Below are 15,574 nucleotides of genomic sequence, written 5' to 3' on the forward strand. Positions count from 1 at the left end.
TCATCGGCGCTGAAACCTCGTCATGACCACGCCACTTTCAGCGGGTAGAAGCTCAGCGGCTGCTCACGAAAGGCCAGGTAGTGGCGCAGCACCTGCACGGGCGCTTCGGTATGCGGGTAATGGCCAATGCCCAGTAACTGCACGGTGTCCGGCTCCGGTATCAGTTGCCGGTAGCGCTCAAGCATGTGCGCGCCGGAAAGCGGGTCGACCACGCCATTGATCAAGCGCAGCGGCACGCCTTTACGTTGCATCGCCCCGACCCAGCGTTCGCGGTGCAACCTGCGCTCCGGCATGTAGCCCACCAGCTTGTGCAGGATGCGCGTGCCCCGGTTGGCAGCGATCAGGCTCCAGAGATCATCCAGCGCGCTTTCACTGGGATGCGTGCAGGGGCCGTAGACCTGAATCACGTTACGCACCAGGTCGTCACGCCCGAACGAGCGCCCGACCAGCCAGCCAAACCGGCTGAGCAGCAGCTTCTGGATCAGTAGCATGCGGCAGCTTTCGGGGAACAGCCCGCTGTTGAGGAACACGCAACTGGCAATGTCGGCACGCTGCTCATGGTGTCGAGCCAGCAGTTCCTGAGCCACGCTGCCGCCGTAGTCGTGGGCCAACAGGTGCACGGGCTGCGCGACCTGCAGATGGGCAAGCAATGCCTGCTGCAGGTCTGCCTGCTCCATCAGGCTGTAAGTGTGATCGACGGGCTTGTCCGAATCACCAAAGCCAAGCATGTCGCAAGCGATCACCCGGAAACGTTGGCTCAGAGGGCCCCACAGGTAGTGCCAGTCCCAACTGGCGGTGGGGAAACCGTGTAACAGAAGCAGAGGCTCTCCTTGCCCTGCGGTCCAGTAGCGGATGCTCTGGCCCCGGAACATGAAACTCTGTGCCCGGGTACGCCAGACGCACAATGGAATCTCGGCCATAGGCATCAGATGGGTCCCGGTGTAGTGGTGTTGGCGGAATAGGGCAAGGCTGCGTTCATTGCATGTCACCTCGGCACTTACATGTGCTCTCTATGTCGAGGCAAAGTCTAGCCAGCAGCCCATTGGCTGGAACTTGCGTTGCCAGCCAGCTTGATGACTGAGCGAGTCAGTGGCACGAACGGTCAGAGCAGCAAGGCCAACAACGGCGCCGCGAACAGGTTGAGCAGCCCGGTCAGGACCATCACCAGGCCGGCCACCGAGCCTTCCTCACGGCCCACTTCCTGCGCCCGACTGACCCCGGCACCATGCGCGCCAACACCGAACAGGGCCCCCCGTGCCAACGGCGTACGCAGCGGCAACCAACGCAACAGCACACTGCCGAACATGGCACCGAGCACGCCGGTGAACATCACGAACACCGCTGTCAGTTCTGGCACCCCACCCAAGTCATGGGCCAGCGGCATGGCAAATGGCGTGGTGATCGAGCGCGGCACCAGCGACAGGCTGGTTGCGCTGTCCAGCGCCAACAGGTGCGCCAGCCCCCAGGAGCTGGCGATCGAGGCACTGCTGCCGGCTACCATGCCCACCATCAGGGCCGGCCAATGGCGCGCCAGCATGGCCCGCTGCTGCCAGATCGGCACCGCGAAAGCTACGGTCACCGGGCCGAGCACGCCCATCAACCAGTGGGTGTTGCGCGCATACTCGGCATAGGCCGTATGCAGCGGCACGGCCACAGCCAGCAGCAACACCGGCACCAGGATCAACGGCGACAGCAGGTAGCGCTTGCTACGCCGGTACAACCAACGGCTACCCAGGTAAGCCAGCAGGGTCAAGGCCAACCAGAACAGCGGCATGGGTTCAAGGCTCACGGCGCAGCCTCCAGCGGCACACCAGCTCCACGGTCATGGCGGTCACTACCATCACCATCAGCGTGCTCACGGCAATCACCAGCAAGATGCGCCAGCCCTCTTCACGGATCAATGCGCCATAGTCGAGCAAGCTCATCAGCGCCGGAATGAAGAACAACAGCATCTCAGCCATCAGCCAGCCGGCCCCCAATTGCAGCGTGGCCGGTTTGAGCACACCCGAAGCGAACAGTATCAACAGCAGTGCCAGGCCCATCACACCGCCGGGGATCGGCCAACCCAGCCAACTGGCGATCTGGCCACCGAGCAGGAACAGGGTACAGAGAACCGCCAGCTCGACGAGCAGGCGCAGGGCTTTTTTCAATGATGCAGGTTTCATGGCGGGGTTCCTCGACAGGCCCTCATTTTAAGATTTGGCTGCCTAGGCCAGAAGCGAATTGTTAGACTGCCTGCCATTCCAGAATGGAATCGAAGCAATGGAATTCAAACAACTGCGCAGCTTTATCGAAGTGGTCCACCGCGGCGGTTTTACCCAGGCGGCACAGACCCTGCACATCAGCCAGTCGGCCGTGAGCAAGCAGGTGGCCCAGCTTGAGCAAGATGTGGGCCAGCCGCTGCTGGAGCGCCAGGCGTCGCACCTGCACCTGACCGCTGCCGGGCGCATCGTGCTGGAGCGTGGCGAAGCCCTGCTGCGCCAGCGCCAGGCGCTGCTCAACGAGCTGGACGATCTCAGCCAGATGGAGCGTGGCGAACTACGCCTGGGCTTGCCGATGCTTGGCAGCGACACGTTGTTCGCCGGCTTGTTCGCCGAGTACCGGCGGCGCCATCCGAACATCGGCATCCAGCTGCTTGAAGGCGGCAGCCGCAACGTCGAACAGGCCGTCAGAAGTGGCGAACTGGAACTGGGCGGCTGCTTGACGCCCACCGACGAGGCATTCGACTACCAGCCCTTCTGCAACGAACCGCTGGATGCCTTGCTGCCGGCTGGCCATGCCCTGGCGGGCCTGGACGCCGTGGGCCTGAGGCAACTGGCCGATACACCGTTCCTGCTGTACCAGCGCAGTTTCGTGCTCAACGATCGGCTGCTCAAGGCGTGCCAGCAGCAGGGCTTCACCCCCAAGGAAGGCGGGCGCAGCGGCCAGGCGGATTTTTTGGCAGCGCTGGTGGCAGCGGGCCAGGGCGTGGTGATGCTGCCCCGGGTGGTGGCAAAAGCGCTGGAGCGCCCCGGGGTGGTGCGTGTGCCGTTGAATGCGCAGGAGGATTTACGTTGGGATATCGCGTTTATCTGGCGACGCGGCGCCTACCTGTCACGGGCGGCGCAGGCGTGGTTGGACTTGTTGCGCGAGCCCCATGGCTAACACGCCTGCGCAGATGCCGGGTCAGGCGTTCAGTGCGCTCGCCAACTCAGCCAGCCAAGGCTCGGCATCCGCCTCCGGGGTCACGGTCTCGCTCGCATCCAGGCGCAGCATTGGCTGCACCTCGCGCACGCCCAGCTCGGCGAACAGCTCACGCATCTGCTCGCCACCCCCGCAATAGGTATCGCCATAACTGGAGTCGCCCAGCGCGATCACCGCACCAGGCAGGCCGCGCCAGGCTGCGGGCAGTGTGTCACGAAGGGTGCTGTACAGCGGCATGAGGTTGTCCGGCAACTCACCCATACCGGTGGTCGAGGTCACGGCCAACAAGGCGTCGGGGGCAAAACCCTGAAGATCCTGAAGGGTGGCACGTGCAGCATGCCAGGCCTCGAAACCCGCCGCCTTGAGTAGCGATTCAGCGTGACGGGCGACTTCTTCGGCGGTGCCATAGACCGAGCCGGAAATAATGGCGACTTTCATCGGGTAGAGGATTCCGAAACTGAGTGAAAACGTAGGATACTAGCATTCAACGCTGGCAAAAGGCCGCCGTTACCAAAGTCGCCATCTTCCGTTTTCCTTCACCTATGGCCCGGACATGATCAACGCGCAATTGCTGCAATCGATGGTCGATGCGTCCAATGACGGCATCGTGGTTGCCGAAAAGGAAGGCGACGACACTATCCTGATCTACGTGAACGCCGCTTTCGAATGCCTCACTGGCTACAGCCGTGACGAGATTCTCTATCAGGATTGCCGGTTCCTGCAGGCTGACGACCGTGACCAGCTCGGCCGCGCACGCATCCGCAAGGCCATGGCCGAAGGCCGCCCCTGCCGCGAAGTGCTGCGCAACTATCGCAAGGATGGCAGCGCCTTCTGGAACGAGCTGTCGATCACGCCGGTGAAGAGCGACTTCGACCAGCGCACCTACTTCATCGGCATCCAGAAGGACGTCAGCCGCCAGGTCGAACTGGAACGGGAGCTGGCGGAACTGCGCGCTCGTCCGAAACCCGACGAACGCGCCTGAACCAAGTCCGCCACGCACGGTCAATTCCGTTGAAGAAATCGCCACCACCGAGTTCGATCATGCAAGCAGACGCGCTCCTGACCCAGGACGAGCTGGATTTCATACAGAACATGCAGCATTCGCCACAACTGAATCTGGCTGACACCATGTCGAGCCTGCTGGTCAATGGCGACCGCCGCATTCAAAGCTTGCTCACGCGGTTGGTGGCTAACGAGCAGGTGACCTTGCAGGCCCAGTTCAACAACCAGCAGATCAGTTTCCCGCTGCAGCTGGTAGAGGACGAGTTCCACGCCCTGCACCTGCAGCTGGGTTCACCGGAAATCTACGAAGACGGCCCCATGCTGCGCCCATGGCGCTTGTCGCTGGACCAGCCGAGCGCACTGCTCGATGCCCATGACAAGGCAAGCGGCCTGTGGGTGCGGGAGATTTCCTTCAAAGGCGTGCTGCTGGAAGTCCGTGATTTGCCAACAGCACCCGCCCGCTTCGAGCTGCGCTTCGCCCCAGGCGGCATCACCCCGATCGAACTGCATGGTGTGTTGGGCCGGCGCATCGGCACGGACCTGGCTGCCTACGAACTCGGCCAAAGCCCAGCCGAAGAAATCGAACGGCTGCGCGACTATATCCTCCAGGCCCACCGCCACGCCCATCCCGAGCTGCACACTCAAGTATCGAGCTGACGGGCCAGAAACTGCCGCAAACGCTGGCGCATCACACTGCCCTGCGCGCCCAGGCAGGCTACAGGGCTGCCAGCCAGGCTGTCCTGTACCGCTTCTGCCGCCTCACCGGCCAGTAACAACGGGCATTCCAGCATCGACGCCAGGCGCTTGAGGTGCCGGGTGAGTTCTACTGTGGGCGACGGATGGGAAAACAGCACCAAGGCGTCCGGCTTCAGCCGTTCGCAGACCAGCGCAAGCTCTTGCAGTGGCTGCCCGTTCGCCAGCGGGATCACGCGTGTTTCATCGCTACCCAGGATCAGACTGGTTACCAGTAACTCAAGCTCATGGCACTGCCCCGGCAATGGCGCCACCAGCACGGTGCGGCTACTCGGCACACGGGCCAGCTGCAAGCGGGCGAAAACCCGACCGCGCAGGAACTGATCATAGAACAGCCATTCGCTGGCCTGCCCGTAGCCGCCTTGCCGGACTACCATGTCATGCCACACCGGCATGAACACATTGGCGAAAACCTGGTCCAGGGTGCTGGCCGCGAACACCTCGTCATAAAGGCGATCCAGGCCCGCCACGTCGAAGTGCTGTACCGCCAGGCGAATCTGGTTTTGCCAGCGCAAGCAGGGGTCCACTGCGCCGTCAGCCTGCCCGGAGAGGGCATGGCCGCGAGCGAGAATGCTGCCCACCTTGCTGACCGCCACACCGCGCTCCAGCCAGCCGAGGATACGGCGGATTTCATCGATATCAGCCTGGGAATACAGGCGGTGACCACTGTCGGTACGGATGGGCTGGATCAGCCCATAACGGCGTTCCCAGGCGCGAAGGGTCACGGCGTTGACACCGGTCAAGCGTGACACTTCACGAATCGGAAACAGCTCCTGCTGTTCGAAACTCGCATCGATCAGCGGTTTACGTCCCTGTTCGTTCATCTGCACGAAGTACCCTCAGTGCGAAAAAACTGAGCATATAGCTTACTACGACTGCGTCGGTCTGTTGATGCCAACGTTTGCCAGCTGATGGTTGCCGAAGATCGCAACTGCGCGATAATGCGTGCCCGATTCTTGCATGCACGACTGCGTCGCCCACCACCCCGGGCCACACAGCCAAAGGGGCCAGCTACCCGCCAGCCCCGTTGCCAGGAGATACACAATGTCTACCCCACCCGTCACCCTCATGGTGTCGCGCCGCGCCGCCCACGGCCGCTACCAGGACCTGCTGGCCTGGCTACACGAAGGCGAACAGCTGGCCACCGACTTCCCTGGCTACCTCGGCTCGGGCATCCTCGCCCCGCCCCGGGATGGCGACGAATTTCAGATCATCTTCCGCTTCAGCGACGAGCCGACCCTGCATGCCTGGGAGCACTCCGCCTCGCGTCGCGCATGGTTACAACGCGGCAACGGTCTGTTCGAGCGCCCCAAAGAGGCGCGCGTTAGCGGTATCGACGACTGGTTTGGCACCAACAGGGTGCAAAAACCGCCACGCTGGAAGCAGGCCGTGGCCATCTGGCTGGCGTTTTTCCCAGTCTCGCTGGCCTTCAACCTGGTGTTCGGCCACTGGTTGACGGCACTCGACCTCGTGCCCCGGGTACTGCTCAGCACCCTGGCCCTGACGCCGGTGATGGTGTACCTGTTCATCCCGCTGTCCACCCGCCTGCTGGCCAGTTGGCTGCAGGCCCCCCCGCCCGCTGCTGGCGCCTTGCGCAGCCGCTGAGGCCAGGCCATACAACAGGCAAACAGTTCGGGTATGCTGGGTGGCAACCAAAGGACAGACAAGTTGACCACCCCGAACATGAACAGCCCCATTCTCGTTACCGGAGCCAGCCAGCGTGTCGGGCTGGCCCTGGCCCTCGAACTGGCACAGGCCGGCCATACGGTGGTCAGTGCCAGCCGCAGCATCCTGCCCCAGGCAGCCCACCCCAACATCGTGCAGTTTCAGGCCGACCTGTGCCAGGCAGGCGACCGCCAGGCGCTGATCGATCACCTGCACGATCGTTACGACGGACTGCGTGCCATCATCCACAACGCCTCGCTATGGCTCGACGACGGCCTCGACAACCTCGAGACCATGTTCCGCCTGCACGTCGAAGCGCCCTACCACCTCAACCTGGCCCTGGGTGACCTGCTGGCCAAGGTGGAAAAGGCCGACATCATTCACATCTGCGACGAAACCTCTTCGCGCGGCAGTAAAAGCCACATCGGCTACGCCGCCACCAAGGCCGCACTGCAGAACATGGTGCTGTCCTTCGCTGAAAAATATGCGCCCAAGGTGCGTGTGAACGGTATCCTGCCCGGGCTGCTGATCCTCAAGGAAGGGGGTGACGAAGCCTACCGCCAGCAAACCCTGAAAAAGGCCCTGCTGGAATTCGAACCCGGCGCCGGCCCGCTGATCGAGACCGTCAAGTACCTGCTCGCCAGCCAGTACAGCACCGGCAGCCAGGTGGTCATCAACGGTGGCCGCCACCTGAAGAACCGCATGACTTGAGAGAAGACCATGACCCCACAACAACAGCTCGAGCTCGAGGCCGCCGCGTTCCGGCGCCTGGTCGAACACCTGCAAAAGCGCACCGACGTACAGAACATCGACCTGATGAACCTGTCCGGTTTCTGCCGCAACTGCCTGTCCAAGTGGTACAAGGCCGCCGCTGACGAGCGTCAGCTGGACCTGAGCCTGGATGATGCCCGCGAAGCGGTGTACGGCATGCCCTACGCCGAGTGGAAAGCCCAATATCAGAAAGAAGCCAGCGCCGAACAACAAGCGGCGTTCGAAAAAGGAAAAACCTCGTGACTGACCTGAATACCCTGCGCGCAAGCCTGGCCAGCGGCCAACATGCATTTGCCGATACCTTGGCGTTCATTGCCGACAACTACAGCTACCAGCCGCAGGCCTTCAACAACGGCGGCGTGGAGAATGCGGCAGGGCAGAACGAAGGTTCGTGCAAAACCTTGGGCCTGGCCTTGCTTGAAGGGCTGAGCGACCAGGAAGCGCTGCTGGCCTTCGGCGAGCACTACCGTGATGTGGTGGCCACGCCTGAGGGTAGCGACCATGGCAACATCCGTGCGCTGATCAAACACGGTCTGGCGGGTGTGAAGTTTGCTGCGCAGCCGCTTGCGCGCAAGGCTTGATATTGCCGGGGCCGCTTTGCGGCCCCACGATCCAGCGCCCACCATCAATCGATAATGGTGCCAGGCCCCCCACCTTCCAGCCTCCCCTGCCGCAACCACTGCAAGGCCACCGGCCACAGGCTTTCGCGAAACCGGTCATGGAAGAACGCGAAATGGCCAATTTCCCCGACCGAGATATCCACAGGTGCAATGCGCAGGTGCTGGCGCTCGGCAGTTTGCAGATAACCCAACAAACGCTCGGTTGCCGCTACGGTCCCGAAAGGGTCGTCCGTCAGACTGATGGCCAGCGTCTTCGCACGCACCTGGGCGAACGGTAGCGCCGCCAACGCCCGCCCGCTGGGGCGGTGCTCATAACGTGGGGTACGCGTGGTCCAGTCGTGCACCACGCCGGATGGCGTGTCTTCCAGCCAACCCAGGCGCTTGCCGGGAAAGTAGCCGAATACCCGGGTCAACAGCGGCATGACCACATGCCACTTGCCGAACAGCTGCCAGCGCTGGTTGGCCGCGTAGTCGCGCCAGTAGGCGAACTGCGCGCCAACCATCACGACCCGACGGATCTGGCCAGCCGACGGTGCCAGGCCTACTGCACAACCGCCGAAACTGTGCCCCACCACGTCCACCGGCTGATCTGGGAAATGCGCTGCCGCATGCGCCAGCATGGCTTCGAAATCCAGCCGGCCCCAGTCGCTCCAGGAGGCCTGGAAACCACGCAGCGACGCCGGCCGGGATTCGCCGATGCCACGGTAGTCGTAGGTCAGCACATCGCAGCCGTGGGCGAACAGGTAGTGGGCAAAGCGGGCGTAATAGCGGCAGCGTACCGACGTGGCAGCGTTGATGATCACCAGCGGGCGCTGGGGGTCAGGTTGGGCGTGGCGCCAGCAGAAGCCGCCGAGGCTGTATCCGTCGGCCGCGGGGTGGCGAAATGGGGTAGCGGGTTGGATGAGGCTACTCATGGCGCATTTCCTGTCGTTGTGCGCCAAAACTAGCAAAGATTTTGTAGCCTGTACTGGCCTCTTCGCGGGTGAACCCGCTCCTACAGGGGGAGAACCTGTGGGAGCGGGCTTGCCCGCGAAGAGGCCGGTACAGGCTTACCCGATTACAGCTCGACGCAGTCGAACTTCACATCGGTGGCCACGTCTTCGTCGTAGTTGACGTCAGCGCGCTCGAAGCCGAACAGGTTAAGGAACTGCTTCTTGTAACCGGCGTAGTCGGTCAGCTCGAACAGGTTCTCGGTGGTCACCTGTGGCCACAGGGCCTTGCAGGCGTTCTGCACGTCGTCACGCAGTTCCCAGTCGTCCAGGCGCAGGCGCCCCTTCTCGTCGACCTCTGCCGGCGCACCGTCGGTACGGTACATACGGTCGCGGTACATGCGGTCGAGCTGGTCCTGGGTGCCTTCGTGAACACCTTTCTCCTGCATGATCTTGAAGACCATCGACAGGTACAGTGGCATCACCGGGATGGCCGAGCTGGCCTGGGTAACCACCGACTTGAGCACCGCCACATTGGCGCCGCCTTTCACTTCACCGGCCAGCTTCTGGTTCAGACGCAGGGCAGTTTCGTCCAGGTCCTGCTTGGCCTGGCCCAGTGCACCGTGCCAGTAGATCGGCCAGGTGATATCGCTGCCGATATAGCTGAAGGCCACGGTGCGAGCGCCTTCGGCCAGTACATTGGCGCCAGCCAGCGCATCGATCCACAGCTGCCAGTCCTGGCCACCCATGACGGTGACGGTATCGGCAATTTCCTGCTCGGTGGCCGGCTCGATGCTGGCCTCGATGATGGTGTCCTTGTTGGTGTCGATGGCGGTCGACTTGTATGGCTGGCCGATCGGCTTGAGTGCCGAGCGAATCACTTCACCGGTCTGCGGCAGCTTGCGCACGGGCGAAGCCAGCGAGTAGATGACCAGGTCGACCTTGCCACCCATTTCGTTCTTGATCAGCTCGATGACCTTGGCGCGGGCTTCGTCAGAGAAGGCGTCACCGTTGATCGACTTGCTGTACAGGCCCTCGGCCTTGGCGAACTTGTCGAAGGCAGCAGCGTTGTACCAGCCAGCAGTGCCGGCCTTGGTCTCGGTGCCTGGTTTTTCGAAGAACACGCCCAGGGTGTCGGCCTTGAAGCCGAAGGCCGCCGTGATGCGGGCAGCCAGGCCGTAGCCGCTGGAAGCACCGATGACCAGGACCTTCTTCGGGCCATCCTCGCGTACGCCCAGCTTGCGGGTGGCTTCGATCTGGTCACGGACGTTGAGCTCGCAGCCCTTCGGGTGAGTCGTGGTGCAGATGAAACCGCGAACCTTAGGATGAATGATGGCCAATGTCTGTACCTCGTCAGGTTTATGCCAGGAAAGCGCCGCTTGGGGCGATTCCGATTGATCAGAGGGTGAGACTACCCCCGCAGGTTATCCGACACATATTACGGGGTGATCAGAGGGATGCAAAACCAGAGTTCTTCTGTGCAGGAAGGACATGGCTGCTTGAAATCCAGATTGGCGGGTTAGAACGCCTGGCACCCATTGATTTGCTTTTCACATCAATCCGAAAGAAAAACAAACTTAACAAATAAGCCAAACCCGCCGATGCTGGCGGCACTACGCCCATTGCACGGAGAACAACAACATGAACGACGTGGTGATCGTCGCCGCAACCCGCACCGCCATCGGCAGCTTCCAGGGCGCCTTGGCCACTGTGCCTGCGGTCGACCTCGGCGCCGCCGTGATCAAGCAACTGCTGAAACAAACCGGGCTGGACCCGGCGCAGGTCGACGAAGTCATCCTCGGCCAAGTGCTCACTGCCGGTGCCGGTCAGAACCCGGCACGCCAGGCAGCAATCAAGGCTGGCCTGCCCTTCAGCGTACCGGCCCTGACCCTGAACAAGGTCTGCGGCTCAGGCCTCAAGGCCCTGCACCTGGCCGCCCAGGCGATCCGCTGCGGCGATGCCGAGGTGGTCATTGCCGGTGGCCAGGAGAACATGAGCCTTGCCCCCTACGTGATGCCCTCGGCCCGCACCGGCCAACGCATGGGCCATGGCCAACTGATCGACAGCATGATCACGGACGGCCTGTGGGATGCCTTCAATGACTACCACATGGGCATCACTGCCGAAAACCTGGTGGACAAGTACGGCCTCAGCCGTGAGCAGCAGGATACCTTCGCTGCCGAATCGCAGCGCAAGGCAGTGGCAGCGATCGAGGCTGGCCGTTTCGACGCTGAAATCACCCCCATCGTGCTGCCGCAGAAAAAGGGCGAGCCCAAGGTTTTTGCCCGTGACGAGCAACCACGCACGGACACCACCGCCGAGTCCCTGGCCAAACTGCGCCCGGCCTTCAAGAAGGACGGCAGCGTCACCGCAGGCAATGCCTCCAGCCTGAACGACGGCGCCGCCGCCGTGCTTTTGATGAGCGCAGCGAAGGCCAAGGCGTTGGGCCTGCCGGTGCTGGCGAAGATCGCCGCCTATGCCAGTGCCGGGGTAGATCCCGCGATCATGGGTATTGGTCCGGTTTCGGCGACCCAGCGTTGTCTGGACAAGGCCGGTTGGCAACTGGCCGAACTGGACCTGATCGAAGCCAACGAAGCCTTTGCCGCCCAGGCGCTGGCCGTGGGCAATGCGCTGGCATGGGATGCCGCGCGGGTTAACGTCAATGGAGGGGCGATTGCCCTGGGTCACCCGATTGGTGCTTCCGGGTGCAGGGTGCTGGTGACCCTGCTGCACGAGATGATCAAACGGGATGCCAAAAAAGGCCTGGCGACCTTGTGCATTGGTGGTGGGCAAGGGGTGGCGCTGGCCATCGAACGCTGATTGATTCAAGCAGGCCCGGCCTCTTCGCGGGTAAACCCGCTCCTACGCTGATCGGTGGCGGACACACATCGGTGATTGCGCGCAGGCCGTCGTAGGAGCGGGTTCACCCGCGAAGAGGCCGGGCCTGCTGGCCAATTTCCACCAGCCGTTCACCGTTGCAGCTGCCATCGTATTCGCGGGTAAACCCGCTCCTACCACTGATCGGTGGTGGACACACATCGGTGATCGGGCGCAGGCCGTTGTAGCAGCGGGTTTACCCGCGAAGAGGCCCGTACAGGCAGCAAATGATCAAGCCGCGACTCGGTCCTGCTCCAGCGAAGCGGCCAGCACCGCCACTTCCTGGCACTTCTGCACGGCCAGGTCCACTGGGCTTTCCAGCAACGAACAGGCCGGCGCCAACCACAGCCGCTCACCCAGGCGTTCATGGGCCTCGTGCAGCAACCCCAGGGTCTTGCCCAGATCGCAAGGCGAGGCGTTGCGACCGTCGACCAGGCCCAGCGACAGTACCTTGTAGGCCGGCAGGCGGTCGAGAATGGTCTGGTACTGCTCGGGGGCCTGGACCAGATCGACGTGCAGGCCATCGACCGGCAGGTTGGCGGCCAGGCCGAGGTTGCCTTCCAGGCCACCGAAGTACGTGGCGATCAGCTTCTTCAACGGTGCGCGTTGAAGGATGTTGTAGACACGTTCATAGGCATTTTTCCAATCCTGGGGCAGGTCCTGGGCGAGGATTGGTTCATCGATCTGCACCCATTCAACGCCCAGCGCGGCCAGGCGGTTGAGGAGCTGGTCATACACGGGCAGCAGGCGGTCAAGCAGCTCCAGCTTGTCGAAGTCACCGCCCAGGGTCTGGCCCTGCCACAGGTAGGTCAAGGGGCCGATCACCACCGGCTTGACTGCATGACCCAGTGCCTTGGCGTGCTCCACTTCTTCGAACAGTGGTTCCCAGTTCAGAACGAACGGCTGATCGCCTGCGCTAAGCACGTGGCTGTCCCAGGCGAAGTCGCCGACCGGCACCAGCTCGATGCCGGCGTCTTTCTGCACCTGCCAGTGGCGGGCACGCAGCTCGCGGTCACGGCCGATGTGTGGAAAGCCCAGGTTATGTGCCAGTGCCATGTCTTTTCCCTTCAGCATGCTTGAATGAATGAAGGGGATTCTCCAGCTGGCGGGGTATTGAGACAAACTCATTAAATTTGAGATGAACCCAAGAAATCTTCATGATCATGCTGTCATGGTCTTCGCGCCCCATGTCTCATTCAGATCACCACCTTGCGCATCCGGACATGACCCGGCTCGCCTTCTGCCGCACAATGCCACCCTGACCACACCAGGTGCCCGGCCAATATGAGCCTGCTGAAAACCGCCCTGCGCGAACAGAACTTCGTCTGTGTCATGGAGTTCGTCCCCAAGCCTTCCGCAGAACGCTTTGCCGCCATGGAAGCGATCATGGCCCGTGCGCACCTGTGCGGCTGGCCGATGACCGTGGCCATCGGTGATCGTGTCGGCAGCCCGCTGGACATGTCACCGCTGGACGCCCTCGCCTCGTTCAGCAACCCGGTGCCTGCCCTGCCGCATTTTTCAGGCAAGGATCGCGAACGCCATCACCTGCTCGCCCAACTGCAGCGCATGGACGCCGCCGGCCTCGACCAGCTGTTACTGCTGACTGGCGACCGCCTGCCCGGCCATGAACCTGGCCAGCGCCCGGTGCGTTATCTGGAATCGGTCGCCGCCCTGCAGGTCGCTCGCCAGGCCTGCCCGCACTGGCTGCTGGGCGCGGCGCTGAACCCGTTCAAGTACCACGAGGAAGAAGGTGGCGCCCAGTATTTCAAGGCTGAGAAAAAGCTGGCAGCGGGGGCTGACTTCCTCACCTTGCAACTGGGCTTCGATGCCGCCAAGCATCAGGAAGCCATACACTGGATGCGCCGCCAGGCCTCACCCAAACCCATGCTGGCCTGCCTCATGAGCCTCACCCACGGGCGCGCGGCGATGCTCGACCACGTGGCCGGCGTGACTGTCACGCCCTCCATGCGCGACATGCTCGAAGCGGAAACGGCGCAGTCCAAGGCCTTTGCCCAGGCGCGCAGTGTTGACCGCCTGGCCTTGCAGATCATCGGTACAAAGCTGATGGGGTACGCCGGTGTGCACCTGTCAGGGGTTCACACACTCGAACAGTTGCTGGCCCTTGAGACCCGTATCGAGCACTGGCAATCCCAGGTTCAGTCCCTGGAGCAATGGGCACCGGCCTGGCACGCCAGCTGGCAGATGCCCGGCCTGCCAGCGGTGACCTTCCATCCGCCACAGGCGGGCTGGCGCCTGGGCGAGTCACGGGTCGATGCCTCATTCAAGGAAAAAGCCCGCTATCACCTGATGCATGGCATGCATTCACTGCTGTTCAGCCGGCGCAACAGCCTGAGCAAGGCCTTCGGTTGGGCAGTGCGCCAGCCTCTGTGGGCAACACGCGCTGGCGCACACGTGCTGCACACGCTGGAGCGCAGTGTGAAGCGCCCGCTGGTGGGTTGCGACACCTGCGGCCGTTGCCGCCTGGAAGACACCTTGTATATCTGCCCGGAAACTTGTCCTAAAGGCCTGGCCAATGGCCCTTGCGGCGGAACCGCCCTGAACCGCTGCGAGTTCGGCGACCGCGAGTGCATCCACAGCGTCAAGTACCGCACCGCCAAAGCCGTGCGGCAAACTGCTGTGCTGACCGAACGCCTGATCCCGTGCATCGAGGTCGAAACCCGCCACCGCAGCTCATGGCCGCAGTGGTTCGCGGGGCAGGCGCCGCAGCGGCTCAGCCCGCAGCCATTGCCTCGAAGCCAGCCCGAATCGTAGCCTCGGGCAGTTCGTCGGCAATGAACACCATCACACTCTCGCGCGCTTCGCCTGCGGCCCACTCGGCGTCCCAGTCGAAGCCATACAGCTTGAGCACGCCCTGAAACACCAGCTTGCGTTCCTCGCCGGCAATGTTCAGCACGCCCTTGTAGCGCAGCAGCTGTTTGCCGTGGGTTTCCAGCAGCTCGTTCATGAAGCTGCTGAGGCGGTCGATATCCAGCGGGGTTTCGGTACGCAGCACCATCGTGGAGATACGGTCCGGGGTGGCAGGCTTGAGCACGGGTTGCAACATCGGTTTCAGGTTCACCCCAAGGTCGGGGTTGAGGTTGAAACCGCGCACATCCAGTAGTTCAGCCAGGTCGATGCAGCCGTGTTCGACCACACGGATCGCCGCCCTGCTATTGATGCGGGCCAGGCGTTCGCGCAGGGCTTCAACCGCAGTTGGCTCGACCAGGTCGGTCTTGCTCAGCAGCAGACGATCGGCAAAGCCGACCTGGGCCTGAGCGATGGTCTGGGTCAGGTGCAGTTCGGCATGCGCGGCATCGACAAGGGTGATGATGCCGTCGAGGATATAGCGCTCACGCAGCTCCTCGTCGATGAAGAACGTTTGCGCGACCGGCGCCGGGTCGGCCAGGCCGGTGCATTCGATCACCAGGCGATCGAAAGCGATTTCCCCTGCATCCAGGCGTTCAAGCAGCAGGTAAAGCGCGCGAGTCAGGTCGCCATGGATGCTGCAGCATACACAACCGTTGGCCAAGGTCATGACCTGCACCGGCTGGTCACCCAGCAGTTGGCTGTCGATGCCGGCCTCGCTGAATTCGTTTTCGATCACGGCGAGCTTCAGGCCATGCTCGGCCTTGAGCATGTGCCTGAGCAAGGTGGTCTTGCCGGCACCGAGGAAGCCTGTGAGGACGGTTACGGGAATGGGCGTCTGCACGCAAAATACTCCTGAATCTGAAAATGACTGTGGGAGCCGGTTACCCAGGCTCCCACAGGTTTACA

The 15,574-nt window shown here is 62.7% G+C and carries 18 protein-coding genes; 9 read left to right on the forward strand and 9 right to left on the reverse strand.

Annotated features, from left to right (window positions below; genetic code table 11):
• Positions 1-20 precede the first annotated feature (20 nt).
• The 3 genes from ACF8Q6_RS23645 to ACF8Q6_RS23655 all read right to left on the reverse strand — a co-directional run bounded on the left by ACF8Q6_RS23645 (position 21) and on the right by ACF8Q6_RS23655 (position 2,165).
• Entirely contained in the window at positions 21-926 is a 906-nt protein-coding gene (locus tag ACF8Q6_RS23645; RefSeq protein ID WP_012053695.1) for an alpha/beta fold hydrolase, read from the reverse strand.
• A 176-nt stretch (positions 927-1,102) separates the two neighbouring features.
• Positions 1,103-1,789, reverse strand: coding sequence for an LrgB family protein (locus tag ACF8Q6_RS23650; RefSeq protein ID WP_392491234.1), 687 nt, complete (start codon positions 1,787-1,789; stop codon positions 1,103-1,105).
• Positions 1,779-2,165, reverse strand: coding sequence for a CidA/LrgA family protein (locus ACF8Q6_RS23655; RefSeq protein WP_003251660.1), 387 nt, complete (start codon positions 2,163-2,165; stop codon positions 1,779-1,781). The genes ACF8Q6_RS23650 and ACF8Q6_RS23655 overlap by 11 nt, the downstream gene beginning before the upstream one ends.
• A gap of 97 nt (positions 2,166-2,262) precedes the next feature.
• On the opposite strand from ACF8Q6_RS23655, the gene ACF8Q6_RS23660 reads away from it, so the two are divergent.
• Complete coding sequence (locus tag ACF8Q6_RS23660) at positions 2,263-3,144, forward strand: LysR family transcriptional regulator (RefSeq protein ID WP_392491235.1); 882 nt, start codon at positions 2,263-2,265, stop codon at positions 3,142-3,144.
• 21 nt (positions 3,145-3,165) lie between these two features.
• Here ACF8Q6_RS23660 and ACF8Q6_RS23665 read toward each other — a convergent pair whose 3' ends face one another.
• Complete coding sequence (locus ACF8Q6_RS23665; protein WP_003251656.1) at positions 3,166-3,621, reverse strand: flavodoxin; 456 nt, start codon at positions 3,619-3,621, stop codon at positions 3,166-3,168.
• 115 nt (positions 3,622-3,736) lie between these two features.
• Here ACF8Q6_RS23665 and ACF8Q6_RS23670 point away from each other — a divergent pair, with 115 nt between their 5' ends.
• Both ACF8Q6_RS23670 and ACF8Q6_RS23675 read left to right on the forward strand, forming a co-directional pair.
• Positions 3,737-4,165 carry a PAS sensor domain-containing protein gene (locus ACF8Q6_RS23670; RefSeq protein WP_003251655.1) on the forward strand — a complete coding sequence of 143 codons (429 nt, stop codon included), beginning with the start codon at positions 3,737-3,739 and terminating at the stop codon, positions 4,163-4,165.
• A 59-nt stretch (positions 4,166-4,224) separates the two neighbouring features.
• Positions 4,225-4,842, forward strand: a complete 618-nt coding sequence (locus ACF8Q6_RS23675; RefSeq protein ID WP_012053698.1) for a hypothetical protein — start codon at positions 4,225-4,227, stop codon at positions 4,840-4,842.
• Here the strand turns inward: ACF8Q6_RS23675 and ACF8Q6_RS23680 are convergent.
• Positions 4,827-5,762, reverse strand: a complete 936-nt coding sequence (locus ACF8Q6_RS23680) for a MerR family transcriptional regulator (protein WP_012053699.1) — start codon at positions 5,760-5,762, stop codon at positions 4,827-4,829. The two genes, ACF8Q6_RS23675 and ACF8Q6_RS23680, sit on opposite strands and share 16 nt — an antisense overlap.
• A gap of 220 nt (positions 5,763-5,982) precedes the next feature.
• Between ACF8Q6_RS23680 and ACF8Q6_RS23685 the strand changes: the two genes are divergently transcribed.
• Genes ACF8Q6_RS23685 through ACF8Q6_RS23700 form a run of 4 tightly spaced genes read left to right on the forward strand, consistent with a single transcriptional unit; the run spans position 5,983 to position 7,955 of the window.
• Entirely contained in the window at positions 5,983-6,543 is a 561-nt protein-coding gene (locus ACF8Q6_RS23685; protein WP_392491236.1) for an antibiotic biosynthesis monooxygenase, read from the forward strand.
• Positions 6,544-6,576: 33 nt separating this feature from the next.
• Entirely contained in the window at positions 6,577-7,314 is a 738-nt protein-coding gene (gene folM / locus ACF8Q6_RS23690; protein WP_128573625.1) for a dihydromonapterin reductase, read from the forward strand.
• A gap of 9 nt (positions 7,315-7,323) precedes the next feature.
• The gene (locus tag ACF8Q6_RS23695) at positions 7,324-7,617 is read left to right on the forward strand and encodes a DUF1244 domain-containing protein (protein ID WP_003251648.1); all 294 of its coding nucleotides are present in this window, start codon (positions 7,324-7,326) and stop codon (positions 7,615-7,617) included.
• Complete coding sequence (locus ACF8Q6_RS23700) at positions 7,614-7,955, forward strand: HopJ type III effector protein (protein WP_021784285.1); 342 nt, start codon at positions 7,614-7,616, stop codon at positions 7,953-7,955. The genes ACF8Q6_RS23695 and ACF8Q6_RS23700 overlap by 4 nt, the downstream gene beginning before the upstream one ends.
• 44 nt (positions 7,956-7,999) lie before the next feature.
• Here the strand turns inward: ACF8Q6_RS23700 and ACF8Q6_RS23705 are convergent, their stop codons facing one another.
• Together ACF8Q6_RS23705 and fabV are read right to left on the reverse strand one after the other, a co-directional pair.
• A complete protein-coding gene (locus ACF8Q6_RS23705; RefSeq protein ID WP_392490147.1) occupies positions 8,000-8,908 on the reverse strand; it encodes an alpha/beta fold hydrolase in 909 nt (302 codons plus the stop codon).
• A 143-nt stretch (positions 8,909-9,051) separates the two neighbouring features.
• The gene (fabV, locus tag ACF8Q6_RS23710; protein ID WP_003251642.1) at positions 9,052-10,263 is read right to left on the reverse strand and encodes an enoyl-ACP reductase FabV; all 1,212 of its coding nucleotides are present in this window, start codon (positions 10,261-10,263) and stop codon (positions 9,052-9,054) included.
• A 301-nt stretch (positions 10,264-10,564) separates the two neighbouring features.
• Here fabV and ACF8Q6_RS23715 point away from each other — a divergent pair, with 301 nt between their 5' ends.
• Positions 10,565-11,743: an acetyl-CoA C-acetyltransferase gene (locus ACF8Q6_RS23715; RefSeq protein ID WP_392490506.1), complete on the forward strand. Its 1,179-nt coding sequence runs from the start codon at positions 10,565-10,567 to the stop codon at positions 11,741-11,743.
• Between the two features lie 288 nt (positions 11,744-12,031).
• Here the strand turns inward: ACF8Q6_RS23715 and ACF8Q6_RS23720 are convergent, their stop codons facing one another.
• A complete protein-coding gene (locus tag ACF8Q6_RS23720; protein WP_392490471.1) occupies positions 12,032-12,856 on the reverse strand; it encodes a 5-methyltetrahydropteroyltriglutamate--homocysteine methyltransferase in 825 nt (274 codons plus the stop codon).
• A 228-nt stretch (positions 12,857-13,084) separates the two neighbouring features.
• On the opposite strand from ACF8Q6_RS23720, the gene ACF8Q6_RS23725 reads away from it, so the two are divergent.
• Positions 13,085-14,572 (forward strand): methylenetetrahydrofolate reductase C-terminal domain-containing protein, encoded by a 1,488-nt coding sequence (locus ACF8Q6_RS23725; RefSeq protein ID WP_003251637.1) that lies wholly within the window; start codon positions 13,085-13,087, stop codon positions 14,570-14,572.
• Here ACF8Q6_RS23725 and yjiA read toward each other — a convergent pair.
• Positions 14,532-15,509 (reverse strand): GTPase, encoded by a 978-nt coding sequence (gene yjiA, locus ACF8Q6_RS23730; RefSeq protein ID WP_012053705.1) that lies wholly within the window; start codon positions 15,507-15,509, stop codon positions 14,532-14,534. The genes ACF8Q6_RS23725 and yjiA overlap by 41 nt on opposite strands.
• Positions 15,510-15,574 lie beyond the last annotated feature (65 nt).

This window comes from Pseudomonas sp. GLN_2, assembly GCF_043106005.1.
Taxonomy (GTDB): Bacteria; Pseudomonadota; Gammaproteobacteria; order Pseudomonadales; family Pseudomonadaceae; genus Aquipseudomonas; species Aquipseudomonas alloputida.

What these genes read in the sequence shown, in the direction of transcription:
- ACF8Q6_RS23645 (WP_012053695.1), bottom strand. Translation starts at nt 926, where the DNA reads ATGCCTATGGCCGAGATTCCATTGTGCGTCTGGCGTACCCGGGCACAG.
- ACF8Q6_RS23655 (WP_003251660.1), bottom strand. Translation starts at nt 2,165, where the DNA reads ATGAAACCTGCATCATTGAAAAAAGCCCTGCGCCTGCTCGTCGAGCTG.
- ACF8Q6_RS23660 (WP_392491235.1), top strand. Translation starts at nt 2,263, where the DNA reads ATGGAATTCAAACAACTGCGCAGCTTTATCGAAGTGGTCCACCGCGGC.
- ACF8Q6_RS23665 (WP_003251656.1), bottom strand. Translation starts at nt 3,621, where the DNA reads ATGAAAGTCGCCATTATTTCCGGCTCGGTCTATGGCACCGCCGAAGAA.
- ACF8Q6_RS23670 (WP_003251655.1), top strand. Translation starts at nt 3,737, where the DNA reads ATGATCAACGCGCAATTGCTGCAATCGATGGTCGATGCGTCCAATGAC.
- ACF8Q6_RS23675 (WP_012053698.1), top strand. Translation starts at nt 4,225, where the DNA reads ATGCAAGCAGACGCGCTCCTGACCCAGGACGAGCTGGATTTCATACAG.
- ACF8Q6_RS23680 (WP_012053699.1), bottom strand. Translation starts at nt 5,762, where the DNA reads ATGAACGAACAGGGACGTAAACCGCTGATCGATGCGAGTTTCGAACAG.
- ACF8Q6_RS23685 (WP_392491236.1), top strand. Translation starts at nt 5,983, where the DNA reads ATGTCTACCCCACCCGTCACCCTCATGGTGTCGCGCCGCGCCGCCCAC.
- folM (WP_128573625.1), top strand. Translation starts at nt 6,577, where the DNA reads ATGCTGGGTGGCAACCAAAGGACAGACAAGTTGACCACCCCGAACATG.
- ACF8Q6_RS23695 (WP_003251648.1), top strand. Translation starts at nt 7,324, where the DNA reads ATGACCCCACAACAACAGCTCGAGCTCGAGGCCGCCGCGTTCCGGCGC.
- ACF8Q6_RS23705 (WP_392490147.1), bottom strand. Translation starts at nt 8,908, where the DNA reads ATGAGTAGCCTCATCCAACCCGCTACCCCATTTCGCCACCCCGCGGCC.
- ACF8Q6_RS23715 (WP_392490506.1), top strand. Translation starts at nt 10,565, where the DNA reads ATGAACGACGTGGTGATCGTCGCCGCAACCCGCACCGCCATCGGCAGC.
- ACF8Q6_RS23720 (WP_392490471.1), bottom strand. Translation starts at nt 12,856, where the DNA reads ATGGCACTGGCACATAACCTGGGCTTTCCACACATCGGCCGTGACCGC.
- ACF8Q6_RS23725 (WP_003251637.1), top strand. Translation starts at nt 13,085, where the DNA reads ATGAGCCTGCTGAAAACCGCCCTGCGCGAACAGAACTTCGTCTGTGTC.